The organism is Streptomyces sp. NPDC059582 (genome assembly GCF_042735715.1).
In the GTDB taxonomy this organism is placed as follows: domain Bacteria; phylum Actinomycetota; class Actinomycetes; order Streptomycetales; family Streptomycetaceae; genus Streptomyces.
This window is the reverse complement of record NZ_JBHWCC010000002.1, coordinates 170,429-182,774: the sequence shown is the minus strand read 5'-3', so window position 1 is coordinate 182,774 and position 12,346 is coordinate 170,429. Positions and strand designations below refer to the sequence as shown.

General features: G+C 73.7%; 14 protein-coding genes. 6 read left to right on the top strand and 8 right to left on the bottom strand.

Annotation, left to right across the window (positions count from 1 at the left end; translation table 11 throughout):
• Window positions 1-180: 180 nt before the first annotated feature.
• Window positions 181-861 carry a helix-turn-helix domain-containing protein gene (locus tag ACFV0T_RS02920; protein ID WP_385773726.1) on the top strand — a complete coding sequence of 227 codons (681 nt, stop codon included), beginning with the start codon at window positions 181-183 and terminating at the stop codon, window positions 859-861.
• Here ACFV0T_RS02920 and ACFV0T_RS02915 read toward each other — a convergent pair.
• Together ACFV0T_RS02915 and ACFV0T_RS02910 are read right to left on the bottom strand one after the other, a co-directional pair.
• Complete coding sequence (locus ACFV0T_RS02915; protein WP_385773724.1) at window positions 850-1,245, bottom strand: VOC family protein; 396 nt, start codon at window positions 1,243-1,245, stop codon at window positions 850-852. The two genes, ACFV0T_RS02920 and ACFV0T_RS02915, sit on opposite strands and share 12 nt — an antisense overlap.
• Window positions 1,246-1,301: 56 nt before the next feature.
• A complete protein-coding gene (locus tag ACFV0T_RS02910) occupies window positions 1,302-1,940 on the bottom strand; it encodes a VOC family protein (RefSeq protein ID WP_385773722.1) in 639 nt (212 codons plus the stop codon).
• A gap of 73 nt (window positions 1,941-2,013) precedes the next feature.
• Between ACFV0T_RS02910 and ACFV0T_RS02905 the strand changes: the two genes are divergently transcribed.
• From ACFV0T_RS02905 to ACFV0T_RS02895, 3 genes are all read left to right on the top strand, one after another.
• Window positions 2,014-2,673 (top strand): ThuA domain-containing protein, encoded by a 660-nt coding sequence (locus ACFV0T_RS02905; protein ID WP_385773720.1) that lies wholly within the window; start codon window positions 2,014-2,016, stop codon window positions 2,671-2,673.
• Window positions 2,674-2,833: 160 nt separating this feature from the next.
• Window positions 2,834-3,697, top strand: a complete 864-nt coding sequence (locus ACFV0T_RS02900; RefSeq protein ID WP_385773718.1) for an oxaloacetate decarboxylase — start codon at window positions 2,834-2,836, stop codon at window positions 3,695-3,697.
• Complete coding sequence (locus tag ACFV0T_RS02895; RefSeq protein WP_385773716.1) at window positions 3,694-3,957, top strand: hypothetical protein; 264 nt, start codon at window positions 3,694-3,696, stop codon at window positions 3,955-3,957. Before ACFV0T_RS02900 ends, ACFV0T_RS02895 begins: the two co-directional genes overlap by 4 nt.
• A 120-nt stretch (window positions 3,958-4,077) precedes the next feature.
• Here ACFV0T_RS02895 and ACFV0T_RS02890 read toward each other — a convergent pair whose 3' ends face one another.
• The 3 genes from ACFV0T_RS02890 to ACFV0T_RS02880 all read right to left on the bottom strand — a co-directional run bounded on the left by ACFV0T_RS02890 (window position 4,078) and on the right by ACFV0T_RS02880 (window position 5,339).
• Window positions 4,078-4,269, bottom strand: coding sequence for a hypothetical protein (locus tag ACFV0T_RS02890; protein WP_385773714.1), 192 nt, complete (start codon window positions 4,267-4,269; stop codon window positions 4,078-4,080).
• 315 nt (window positions 4,270-4,584) lie between these two features.
• The gene (locus ACFV0T_RS02885) at window positions 4,585-4,806 is read right to left on the bottom strand and encodes a hypothetical protein (RefSeq protein ID WP_385773712.1); all 222 of its coding nucleotides are present in this window, start codon (window positions 4,804-4,806) and stop codon (window positions 4,585-4,587) included.
• A gap of 314 nt (window positions 4,807-5,120) precedes the next feature.
• Window positions 5,121-5,339: a hypothetical protein gene (locus ACFV0T_RS02880; RefSeq protein ID WP_385773710.1), complete on the bottom strand. Its 219-nt coding sequence runs from the start codon at window positions 5,337-5,339 to the stop codon at window positions 5,121-5,123.
• A gap of 136 nt (window positions 5,340-5,475) precedes the next feature.
• Between ACFV0T_RS02880 and ACFV0T_RS02875 the strand changes: the two genes are divergently transcribed.
• Window positions 5,476-6,120 (top strand): hypothetical protein, encoded by a 645-nt coding sequence (locus ACFV0T_RS02875; protein ID WP_385773708.1) that lies wholly within the window; start codon window positions 5,476-5,478, stop codon window positions 6,118-6,120.
• A gap of 237 nt (window positions 6,121-6,357) precedes the next feature.
• Here the strand turns inward: ACFV0T_RS02875 and ACFV0T_RS02870 are convergent, their stop codons facing one another.
• Window positions 6,358-7,371, bottom strand: coding sequence for a hydroxyacid dehydrogenase (locus ACFV0T_RS02870; RefSeq protein ID WP_385773706.1), 1,014 nt, complete (start codon window positions 7,369-7,371; stop codon window positions 6,358-6,360).
• Window positions 7,372-7,685: 314 nt separating this feature from the next.
• Here ACFV0T_RS02870 and ACFV0T_RS02865 point away from each other — a divergent pair, with 314 nt between their 5' ends.
• Entirely contained in the window at window positions 7,686-9,275 is a 1,590-nt protein-coding gene (locus ACFV0T_RS02865; RefSeq protein ID WP_385773705.1) for a carboxylesterase/lipase family protein, read from the top strand.
• Here the strand turns inward: ACFV0T_RS02865 and ACFV0T_RS02860 are convergent.
• Entirely contained in the window at window positions 9,157-11,148 is a 1,992-nt protein-coding gene (locus tag ACFV0T_RS02860; protein ID WP_385773703.1) for a glycoside hydrolase family 127 protein, read from the bottom strand. The genes ACFV0T_RS02865 and ACFV0T_RS02860 overlap by 119 nt on opposite strands.
• 259 nt (window positions 11,149-11,407) lie before the next feature.
• Entirely contained in the window at window positions 11,408-12,346 is a 939-nt protein-coding gene (mmuM, locus tag ACFV0T_RS02855; protein ID WP_385773701.1) for a homocysteine S-methyltransferase, read from the bottom strand.

Genomic DNA, 12,346 nt, shown 5'->3' with positions numbered 1-12,346 from the left:
GCCACCGGGCCCCGCTTCCCTCGTCGCGCGGCTGCGCGCCCGTCCACGGCGTCGGCGGCGGGACCGTCGCACCTGGCCCACCGGGCTCTGCTTCCCTCGTCGCGCGGCTGCGCGCCCGTCCACGGCTTCGGCCGCTCGTGGCGGGACCGTCGCACCCGTGGGCGGCGTAGCCTGGTCCACGTGTACGTGGAGCGGCCCGCACGGCTGAGCGGCGCGGTGGTGTGGACGAACACCCCGTCGGCGCCGGGCGCCCGACCCGTGCTGCCCGACGGTTGCATGGACCTGCTGTGGAGCGAGGGCCGGCTGCTGGTCGCCGGCCCCGACACACGGCCGTACGTCCCCGAAGGCGCCCCCGCGCGCTGGGCGGGGGTCCGCTTCGGCCCCGGCGCCGCGCCCGTCCTGCTCGGCGTCCCCGCGCACGAACTGCGCGACCGGCGCGTGGAGCTGGCCGACCTGTGGCCGACCGCGGCGGTACGGCGCCTGCGCGCGCGGGTCGACGCGGCGACCGACCCGGCGGCCGCGCTGGACGGGATCGTGTCGGAGCTGGCGGCGGCCACGGACCCGCCCGACCCCCTGCTGGCCCGGCTCGTCGCCGCCCTGGACGCGGGCCGCCCTGTCGCTGTGACCGCCGACGAACTCGGCCTCGGCGCCCGCCAGTTGCACCGCCGCTCGCTGGCCGCCTTCGGCTACGGGCCCAAGACGCTGGCCCGCATCCTGCGCCTGCAACGGGCCCTCGCCCTGGCCCGGGCCGGCGTCTCCCAGGCGGAGACCGCGTCCCGGGCCGGGTACGCCGACCAGGCCCATCTGGCCCGCGACGTAAGGGAGCTGACGGGTACGACGCTGGGCGAGCTACTGCGGTAGCGGTGCGAAAAGGTCGACGCCGTTGCCGTCCGGGTCGAGCACGACGGCGTAGCGCTGCCCCCAGAAGGCGTCCCACGGCTTCAGTTCGCCGCGGTACCCGGCGCCCACCAGCTCCTCGAACACGGCGTCGACCTCGCCCGGTTCGTCGCAGCGCAGCGCCAGCGAGGCCCGGCCCCCCCCGGACGGCGCCCGCCATTGCGGGTGGAAGGAGCGGACGGTGTCCTCGGTGTCGAGCAGCAGCCGTAGCCCGCCCGGCAGTTCGGCCTCGGCGTGCGGCTCCCGCTCGGCCCCTTCGGGGAACGCGAACCCGAGCCGGCGGTAGAAGGCGACGGAGGCGGCCAGGTCGGCGACGACCAGCCCGATGGCATCGAATCGTGGACTCATGAGGCCACCGTAGGCAGCGGCCGGGCCGCCGGTCTTGAACGAAACGGACGCGCCGCTCAGCCGAAGGTCACCGGCCCCTGGGGCGTGCGCACCGTGAACGAGATCCCGACCGGCCCCTTCGTGAGCGGGAGCTCCGTACCGAGGGCGGCCAGCAGCGGCCGGATCCCGTCCGGGTCGGGCGCCGTCGCGGACAGTGCCAGCAGAGGAGTGACCGGCAGACCCGACGCCGAGGGATGGACCGAGGCACCCCAGTCGATGAGGAACGGCACCGGGCCCGAGGGATGCGCCGCGGCCCCGTCGGTCAGACGCCACTCCAGCAGCGTGCCGTCGGGTCGGCGGCGGCTCATCGCCCGCACCTCACCGAGGTCGTGGCCACGGGCCCGCGCGGCCGCGACCGTCGCGTCCAGGTCGGACGGGGCGATCGCCCAGGTGACCGTCCGCGGGCCGGTCAGGCCGTCGACGCCGAAGGGACGCGGACCCGACGGTGCGGACTGCTCCGGGTCCGGACCGATGATCTCCAGATAACCGGTGCCGCCCAGACCGACCAGATGGTTGCGGGTGCCGAGCCCGACATGGACCCCGCCGGGAACGGGCGTCACACCGGTACGCCGGGTGAACTCGGCGACGGTCGCCGCCAGGTCGGGCGTCGCGAGGACGAGGTGGTCCAGCAGTGGGACGTGGACGTCGGCATTCATGGCGCCAGAGACTACGCGCCCCGGTGGACGACGCCCCGGGAGTCCCCGGCCGACCCGCATAGGGTCGGTTGCCATGACCACGCTGCCACGCCTGCTCGTGTACACCCGCACCACCGACTACCGTCACGACTCCATCCCCGACGCCGTCGCCGCCGTACGCGCCCTCGGCGGATTCGGGACGGACCACACCGAGGACCCCGCCGCCCTCGAACGGCCCCTGGACGCCTACGCGGCCGTCGTCTTCCTCTCCACCAGCGGCGAGGTCCTGACCCCGGCCGGCCGTGAGCGGTTGGCCGGGTACGTCGAGTCGGGCGGCGGCTTCGTGGGCGTGCACGCGGCCGCCTGCACCGAGTACGACTGGCCCTACTACGGCGAACTGCTCGGCGCCCGCTTCGCCCGCCACCCCGAGTACCAGCCGGGCAGGGTCGTCGTCGAGGACCGTGAACACCCCGCCACCCGACGGCTGCCCGCCGTCTGGGAGTTCACCGACGAGTGGTACGACTTCCGGACCAACCCGCGTGCCGCGGTACGGGTGCTGGCCCGCGCCGACGAGTCGTCGTACGCCGGGGGCGGCATGGGCGACGACCATCCGCTGGTCTGGTGCCGGGAGCAGGGGCTCGGCCGGGTCTTCTACACGGCCCTCGGCCACTCCTGTGCCGCCTGGCTCGACCCGGACTTCCGGGCCCAGTTGCGCGGCGGGATCGGCTGGGCGGCCCGGTTGGCGGACGCGTGACGTTTCTCCGGTGAACCGCTTGCGCCGATGGGGTGAGCAAAGCCCGTCCAAGGGAAGAGTCCTGGCTCGCTATAGAGATCCTCCTGTCTTGGCAAAGGGCGTCGTGTCACGACGATCCGCACGGCGCAACGTGTTCAACCACCATGGGAGGAAGCGGACCTTGACGTACGGGAAGAAGCTGCGGGAGCAGATCGCCGGGCCGGGGACCACACCGCTGATCGGCGTGTACGACATGTACTCGGCGTCGATCGCGGCCGACCACTACGACGGGATGTTCGTCTCCGGCTTCGGCTTCGCGGCCTCGCACTACGGGCTGCCGGACATCGGATTCATCGCCTGGCCGGACATGATGGCGTTCGTCCAGCGGCTGCGGGGCGCGTTCCCGCGGCACCACCTGCTCGTGGACATCGACGACGGGTACGTCGACCCCGAGGTCGCCTGTCACGTGGTGGAGGGGCTGGAGCGGATCGGAGCCTCCGGGGTGATCCTGGAGGACCAGAAGCGGCCGCGCCGGTGCGGGCACGCCGACGGCAAGCAGGTGCTGCCGTTGCACGAGTACCTGGCCAAGCTGGAGATGGTGCTGGCGACCCGCCGCGACATGGTCGTGGTGGCCCGCACCGACGCCACGGACGAGCACGACATCCTGAACCGGGCCAAGACGCTGGCGGCCACGGACGCGGACGTGGTCCTGGTGGACGGGGTGCGCAGCGTGGAGTGGATCCGGCGGATCCGTGACGTGGTGGGCGACAAGCCGCTGCTGTTCAACCAGATCGCGGGCGGCAAGTCCCCGCGGCTCTCGCTGACCGAGCTCGCGCAACTCTCCGTCGACGTCGCGATCTACAGCACGCCGTGTCTGTTCGCGGCCCACGAGGCGATGCACTCCGCGCTCGCCGCCCTCAAGGTGGCGGACGGCCGGTTGCCCGCGGTGGACTCCGCGAGCGGGGTCGGGGTGCAGGCCGCCACCGAGCTGCTGGAGCGCAACATCGCCCGGCTGCGGTCGGAACCCGAGGGCGTGGGCGTGTGAGCCCTGCCGGTCCGCCGCGACTGCGTACGGCCGCGGCACTGGCGGTGGCCCTGCTGGGAGCCGCGGCGGCGCCCGCCACGGCCGGCGGCGCTCTGATCACCGTGATCGACAACTCCCACGCCGACTCGATCCTCGAGGTCGACCGGGCCGCGAACGTCCAGCAGGGCAGCAGCGGCACCGCGGGCAGTGATCATGAAGGCAGTGCCGTCGACACGGTGGAGGCGCTCATCGGGGCGCAACGGCACGGGGACGACGACTGACGCACGCTCCGCAGGTGACGACGGCCGGGTACCGCACTCAGCGGGGCCCGGCCGTTCGGTGTCTGGTGCGCGGGGACTGACGCGCGGAGCGAGGCGGATCGTCTCCGCTGAGCGTCTGGGTCAGTCCTCGCGAAGATCCGGCCGCCCGGCCTCGTCGAGCTCGACGTCCTCGGGCTCGTCGACGGGGGCGGTGACGGAGATGCGGCTGTCGGCGTGGCCGACGGCGGCCCGGGCGGTGCCGGCGCTGGTGAGGGTGGTGAGAATCGCCGCCGCGAGGGCGAGCGCTGCGGTGATGCGGGGGGTGAGGTTCATGCCCGGGAAACGATCATGAACGGTCCGGGTCACATGACGGTGGCCGGCGTGGCCACCAGGTCGGAGCTAGCCGGCCTTGCGCCGAGCCGCACCCCTGCTCGGGACGGACGCGGGCGCATCCTCGAACAGGAAGGACTCGTCCTCTCCGAAGTCCGGGCTCTGGAAGGGGTTCGTCACCGGGCGCGGCGAGGCCGCGACGGCATGGCCGGGCGCCCCTTCCGGGGCGGAGAACAGCGAGGTCAGGTCGATGAGAGGTCTCCCAATCGGTACAGGGCCACGAAGGCGCCTGGCGTGCCGTGACCGGGCACGACGGTTCTACAGCTTGCTCATCTTGCTGTACGGGCTCAAGATCCGCTGCTGCGCCGAACCGAAGTCCACGAGCACTGCGATCCCGTCCTCGATGCCGATGACCCGGCCGAGTCCGTACATGTCGTGCGTGACCTGGTCACCCACGGCGAAATGCCTCGGCGGCGGCGCGACCGGGGCCTTGAAGGGGCTGGTGGGCAGATATCGCTTCGGTGCAGCTGGCTTCGTCATTGACTCCAGTATGCGCCTACGCATGCCCGTCCGCTGCGGCCGTCGGCATTCGTTGCTCGACAGAGACAGGACGTATGAGCCCCTTTGCGCGGGATCGCAGGGTGCGAAAGGCGTTGACCTGTGCTTTCCTCGGCGGCGACCCCAAAAATTCACCATGTGCCGCACGTCACGGTCCATTGACCCCGATCGGGTTTCGGCGCGACCGCAGCACCGTGACCGGTCTGCGACGGTCGAGGCGGACGGAGAGCGGACGGCGACAGGAGCCGCCGCGAGCCGGGACGTACCCGACAGCGGCGGTAGTTGACCGATGTCGCTCACCATTCCCGCCATCGGACCGTGAGCTCATACGGTTCGAGCCCGTGTCGGGCGGTCGACGCGTGGACATCGACGCCGTGCTCCGCGAGGGCCTCGCCGACGGAGCCGCACAACTGCTCGCGCTCGTCGGTCTCGAAGGCGTGATTGTCATGGGATCGGTCGACTCTGTGGAGGACGAGGACGAGGACGAGGACGAGGACGACGACACGCTCCACCACGGCGAACACCGGGGAGTCGTCTTCCCCGGCCGACGAGGGCAACTCGCGTCGGCCTGCCCGGCGGGCGCCTTCGCGGTGGGTGACGAGAACCTGCCCCCCGGGCTTGGCATCTCGGCTCCTCGGGTATCACCGGCGCATGTCGGCCTGGGACGCGAGCTTGTGGGTGGGGCGCCGGGTGGATGCCCTGCTGCCGGGCGTGGTGCGGCGGGTGTCGGCGGGGGGCCACCCGCAGCCGCGGTGGCTGCCGCGGCGGGTGCTGACGGTGGTGTCGGCCGATGTCGATGTCACCGTCGGCGCCGGGGCGGTCTGGTTCGTCCTGCGCCCCCGGTCGGCGCGGGCGCGCGAGCACACCGCGCTCCTGGAGTGGTACGGCGGGCAGTGGCGGCATCTGGGCGGCGGAAACGGCCCCCTGGACGATCCCGTGGGTCTCGACGTGATGGAGGTCCGTGCCGGTGGGGGAGTGCTCAGCCGCACCCGCCGGCACGACCCTCCGCGCTCCTCCGAGACGGCCCCCTGGATCGCCTGCGCCACGATCCACCTCGGCCGGGACGTCGGCCACCTTCTCGTCGGGAACCGGCGGTTCGACGTGGTCGGGAACCGGCGGTTCGACGCTCCCGAGCGGCGCGGGCTCGTCGTCGCCTGGATGTCGCCGCCGGGCAGCCGTGGCGTCCGGCCTGCCGTCGTGGCCTTCGGCCGCGACGGCACCGAGCTCTCCCGGCTGGGTCCCCACGACAGCCTCGACACCCACGCCTGGGCACGGTTGCGGGAGGAGGGTGTGTAGCCGGCGTCCTCAGCTCCTCGGCGGAGCCGTACTCGATCGTTCCACCAGACGGGTCGACAGTTCCGTGCGGATGGCCTCCGGGTGGTGTCCGTCCATCATCCGGATGACGCGCCGACTCACTCGCGGAGCTCCGTAGCCGTCGTGATCAGAAGGTTCGCCGCTGTCGCGGCCCGGTGCCGCTTCCCCGTCGCGGCCGGGGGCTCCCGTACCGGCGTGGTCCGGTCCCGGCCGTGGACATCAGGCGACCCTGGCCAGGTCCGCGAGCCGTACCTCGTGGGCCAGCGGAAGCCCCGTGGCCAGGCGTTCCAGCTCCGCCACGACGATGCGCCCGAGCCGCTCCAGCTCATTGCCCAGCGAGCCCGCGATGTGCGGGGTGAGGAAGACGTTGGGGAGCCGGTAGAGCGGGGAGGCGGCGGGCAGGGGTTCGGGTTCGGTGACGTCCAGGACCGCGTGCAGCCGGCCCGAGACCAGCTCGTCGGTGAGGGCGTCGGGGTCGACCAGCGCGCCCCGGGCCGTGTTGATCAGTACGCCGCCGTCCCGGATCAGGGCGAGCCGGGCGCGGTCGAGCATGCGGTAGGTCTCGGGGAGGTCGGGGGCGTTCAGGCTGACGATGTCGCTCCGGCGCAACAGCTCCTCCAGCGAGAGCGGCTCGGCGCCGAGCGCGTGGGCTTCGGCGGTGTCCACATAGGGGTCGTGTAGGAGGACCTCGAAGTCGAACGGACGGAGCAGTTCGAGCAGTCGGCGGCCGACGCGTGAGGCGCCGATGATCCCGATCCGGCGGCCGAGGTTGCCGGCGGCCGCGGTGTCGGCGGGGGAGGGCCGGGCGTGGGTGGCCCGGAAGCGGTCCCGGTGGGCGAACGCGTCCTTGCCGGCGAGCAGGATCATCGCGAGCGTGTACTCGGCGACCGGCAGGGCGTTGCCGGTGACCGCGCTGGAGACGGCGATCCCGCGCTCCCACAGGGCGTCGCCGACCAGCGGGCGCACGGAGCCGGCGGCGTGCAGCACCGTGCGCAGCCGGGGTGCCGCGGCCAGGGCGTCCGGGTCGAGGCGGGGGCAGCCCCAGCCGGTGATCAGTACCTCGGCGGCGGCGAGCGCCGGGGCGGTGACGGGGTCGGCGAAGTCCCGTACGACGAGACCGGGGTCGATCTCGGCCGTCTGCCGGAGCCGGGCCAGGAGGGGCGCCGGGAAGAGCGGCGGGAGGTGCACCGGATCCATGGCGAACACGGCCCGGGGCAGCGGGGCGCTGGGCATGACTCTCCTGGGAGACGCGGGAAACGTTGTCGGAAAGCGCCTTCTACGGTAGGTCGGGGCGGATAGCCGGTCAATCGACCGGAAGGGACGGAAGGGGGCCTGTGAAGCGGCCCATGAAGGGGGCTGCGGCACAGGGGTGCGCCCGCGAGCACGGAAACGGTTACCCACGCGGCCGCTGACGGTCACCGTGTACGCCGAACGGCCCCGGCGTACGCCGAACGGCTCTGTATCGGGCTCGTGCGACGGAATACCGCGCGCTGCTGTGGTGCTCTGTCCATACCAGTGCATCTGCGCGGCGAAGGGCTGGTGGGCACATGACGGCAGGCCGGGCGAACCCCGTGGTCAGGACCCCGTACGGGGCGGTACGCGGCAGATACGAGCGAGGCGTCGCGGTGTTCCGGGGCATCCCGTACGCGGCACCACCCTTCGGCCCCCGCAGGTTCCGCCCACCGGTACCGCCCGAGCCCTGGGACGGGGTGCGCGACGCGCTCGACTTCGGGCCCACGGCCCCGAAACCGCCGTACTCGGAGGCCTTCGCGCAGTACCTGTCCGACCCGGTCGTCCCGGGCGAGGACTGCCTCAACCTGAACGTCTGGACGCCGGAGCCGGACCCGGCCGCCAGGCTCCCGGTCCTGGTGTGGCTGCACGGCGGCGCGCTGACCCGCGGCTCGTCGGCCGTGCCCGTGTACGACGGACGGCCGTTCGCCCGGGACGGCGTCGTGTTCGTCTCCGTCAACTACCGGCTGGGGGTGGAAGGCTATGGGCTGTTCCCGGATGCCCCCGCCAACCCCGGCCTGCGTGATCAGCTCGCCGCCCTGGAATGGGTGCACGCGTCGATCGAGGCCTTCGGCGGTGACCCCGGCCGGGTGACCCTGTGCGGGCAGTCGGCGGGCGCCATCAGCATCGGCGCGCTGATCGCCGCCCCGCAGGCGCAGGGGCTCTTCAGGCGGGCGGTGTTGCAGAGCGGGCCGCCCGAGGCCCTCGACCGGGAGAAGGTGCGGCGGGTGGTGCGCCGGATGGCGACCCGGCTGAAGATCCCCGCCACCGCAGAGGCCTTCGCCGCGGTCGACCCCGCGCTGCTGCTCAGGATCCAGGCCGAGGTGGGCCGACTCAGCAGCCCGGTGCTGGGCGGGCCGGCCTTCGGGATCGTCGTCGACGGCGACCTCGTACCGCGCGACCCGTTGGAAGCGCTCTGTGACAGCGGGACGGGGGCCGCCGCCCCGGACGCCGACCTGCTGCTGGGCTGGACCCGTGACGAGTACCGGCTGTGGCTGGTGCCGGGCGGCCTGCTGGAACGCGTCGACCGGCTCGGACCGGTCGCGCTGGCCGGGGCCATGGCCCGTTGCCGCTGCGGCAGCGAGGTGGTGCGCGGCTACCGCGCGCTGCACCCCGACGCCGGCACCGCCGAGATCGTCGGCCAGCTCGTGACCGACCACCTGCTGCGGATCCCGCTGCACCGCCTGGCCGACGCCCGGCCGGGATCGGCGTACGTCTACGAGTTCGCCTGGCCGTCGCGGCGCGCCGGCCTCGGCGCCTGCCACGCCCTGGAGCTCGGCTTCGTGTTCGACACCGGAGATGTCCCGGAGGCGCGCAAGCTCGCCGGGGAGGGCGCCCCGTCGGAGCTGGCCGACGCGATGCACGCGGCCTGGGTGCGGTTCGCCGTCGAGGGCGACCCGGGGTGGCCCGCATGGGACGACACGCATCCGGTGCAGGTGTTCGGCGACGGCAGCCCGCGTATCGCCCACGGCCCACGGGATGCCGAGCGCGCCCTGTGGGCGGCGGACGTCAGCCCTGCGGAATCCACACCCGCATCGGACCCTCCTTCCGGTTGGCCCATCCGTAGTACGGAACTGCGGTCAGCGGTACGGCGGTTCCGTCGCTCCGGCGGCGTCCGTCGGCACTGATCACCCGCACCCCGCCCAGCAGGTCCGGATCGTGCCGGACGGCGAGGGCGGAGCCGGACGGCAGTGTCAGGTCGTCGAAGCGGACGCCGGACGGCTGGTCGACGCCTTCCAGGCAGTAGACGAGCGGCCCCCGCTCCAGGGCGACGCAGCCACGGGCGGCGTCCACGCGCGGGTCGGGGTGGACCAGCCGGGGGATGAGGTCCAGGTCGAGCGTGACCGTGTCCCCGGACCGCCAGCGGCGGCGCATCCGCAGCCATCCCGCGCCCACCCCGACGGCGGCCGGAACTCCACCGCCACTGCCACCGCCCCCGGTGACACCGATACCGCCGCCCGCGCGCACAGCGCCCTTCGCGGCGCCGTGCGATGTGGTTGTGACGCCGTCCGGGGTGGTCGCGCCGCCGTTCGACGTGGTCACGGTGCCGTCCGGTGCCGTCGCCGTGAAGTCGGCGCACCAGGACGGGATCCGCAGGGAGAGCGTCCAGTCGGTGTCCGCCGGTGCGTCCTCGACGGTGACGGCGATCCGGCCCTCCCACGGGTACTCGGTGGCCACCCGGACCCGGCCGCCGCCCGCCTCGTACACCCCCGTGGCGTACTGGTGCAGCTGGAGCCCGGCGCGGTCCCCGCTCGCCAGGTAGTGGGGCAGCGCGGCGAGCAGCCGCATCGCGTTCGGCGGACAGCAGGCGCAGCGGAACCACGGGGTACGGCGGGCCGTCCCGTCCGCCGCGCCCGCGCCCTCGTACTCGTCGCGCACCTGGAGCGGGTTGACGTACAGCCAGCGGGTGCCGTCCAGGCCGACGCCCGCGAGGAAGCCGTTGTAGAGGGTCCGTTCCACCAGATCGGAGTACTTCGCCTCACCGGTCAGCAGCGCCATCCGCCAGGACCACTGGACCGAGGCGATCGCCGCGCAGGTCTCCGCGTAGGCCCGGTCCGGCGGCAGCTCGTGCGGATCGCCGAACGCCTCGCCGTCGTGCCGGGCGCCGAGCCCGCCGGTCGGGTATGTCTTGGAGGACACCATCGCTTCCCACAACCGCTCGGCGGCCGACCGCAGTTCGGGGTCGCCCCGCTCGGCGGCCAGGTCGGCCACCCCGGCCAGCAGGTACAACTGCCGTACGGCGTGCCCGGAGACCGTGCGGGCCTCCCGCACCGGCACCTGGTCCTGCCAGTAGGCGTTGCCCAGCCGCGGGTCGGCGTCCGCGGCGAGCAGGCCGTGGCCGCGCCGGTCCACGAAGTACGCGGCGAGGTCCAGCCAGCGTTCCTCGAGGGTCTCCCGGTACAGCTCCACCAGCGCGGTCTCGACGCCCGGATGCCCGCACACCCCGTCGATGGCCCGGCCCGGGCCGAAGAGCGCCTCGACATGCACCGCGAACCGCACCGCGACCGCCAGGAGGCGGAGCTGCCCGGTCGCCCGGCGGTGCGCCACCGCGGCCTGGATGAGATGGCCCGCGCAGTACAGCTCGTGCCCCCGTCCCAGCTCCTGCCAGCGCTTGTCGGGCCGGGCCAGCTGGTAGTACGTCTGGAGGTAGCCGTCCGCCTCCTGCGCGGAGGCGAGCAGCCGGATCAACTCCTCCACCTGCGCGGCGACTTCCTTGTCGTCGGGCCGCTCGGCGAGCTGCCAGGACGCCGCCTCCAGCCACTTGTGCACATCCGAGTCCTGGAACGGGAAGTCCCCGGTGAAGTCCCCCCGGCCGCTCGCCGCGGCCCGGAGGTTGGCGAGATTCCCCGCCCGCTCCAGCTGCGCGGGCCCCCGCGGGATGCTCGTCTCGGCGTTGACCCGACGCCGTTCGGCCCAGAATCCGCCGGTGACGTGTGCGGCGGACGGTGGGCGCAGGGCGGTACGGGCCCGGCGGGTGAGGCGGATGGGGCCGGAGCTCATGCGGGCACTCCCGTGTCTGCCGGGCGGTCGGGGCGAGGCGACCGGTTCCTGTCCCGGGCAGCGGCGGAGGCGATCCGGGACGCGACAGGATCCTGCCCCGGTGCGGGACGGGGTTACCGTTCCTCGACCGAGTCCCGTACCCGCACATGTGTGCCCGAACACGGCCCGGTTGCCAAGGCACGCGGCATCCGCCCGTCCCGGCCGCCGCGCAAGTGCCCGGCGACTGTGCCGGGTTCGCCGCCACGCAAGTCCTCCGCGACTATGCCGGATTCAGGGTCCTCGCGATCGACGCGATCGCCTCGGGGCCCACCCGGCAGCAGCCGCCGATCAGACGGGCGCCCGAGTCCCGCCACCCCGTGACCTGTTCGGGGGCGAAGGTGGAGCGGCCCGTCCAGGCGCGGGCCTCGGCGTTCCAGCCCTCGCCGCTGTTGGGGTAGGCCACGACCGGCTTGCCGGTGACCTGCGCCGCCGTCGCGACGGCCGCGTCGACGTCCTCGGGGGCGCAGCAGTTCACACCGACCGCGATGACCTCGTCGACGTCGGCGGCCAGGGCGAAGGCCTCCGCCAGCGGCTGCCCGGCGCGCGTGCGGCCGTCCGCGACGGAGTACGACAGCCAGGCCGGCACGCCGAGCCCGCGCACCGCCCGCAGAAGCGCCCGGGCCTCGTCCGTGTCGGGGACCGTCTCCAGGGCCAGGACGTCGGGTCCGGCGGCGGCCAGGGTCTCCAGACGGGGCCGGTGGAAGCGCTCCAGCGCGTCGACGCTCAGGCCGTAACGGCCCCGGTACTCGGAGCCGTCCGCCAGCATCGCCCCGTACGGGCCGGCCGACGCGGCCACCCAGAGCGCGCGGGTCGCGCCCTCGGCGCGGGCCCGCCGGGCCGCCTCGCGGGCCAGCTCCACACTCAGCCCGAGCAGCCGGGCCGCCTCGTAGCGGCCGATTCCGCGCCGGGCGAAGCCCTCGAAGGTGGCCTGGTAGCCGGCCGTGATCGCCACGTCCGCGCCGGCCTCGAAGTAGGCGAGGTGCGCCTCGGTGATCGCCTCGGGCCGTTCGGCGAGCAGCCGGGCCGACCAGAGCTCGTCGCCGAGGTCGTGTCCGGCGGACTCCAGCTGGTTGGACATCCCGCCGTCGAGGACGACGACACCGCCGGCGAGGGCCTCGGCAAGGGTTTCGGCGGTGGCGGCGGGGGTGTCGCTGGTCAT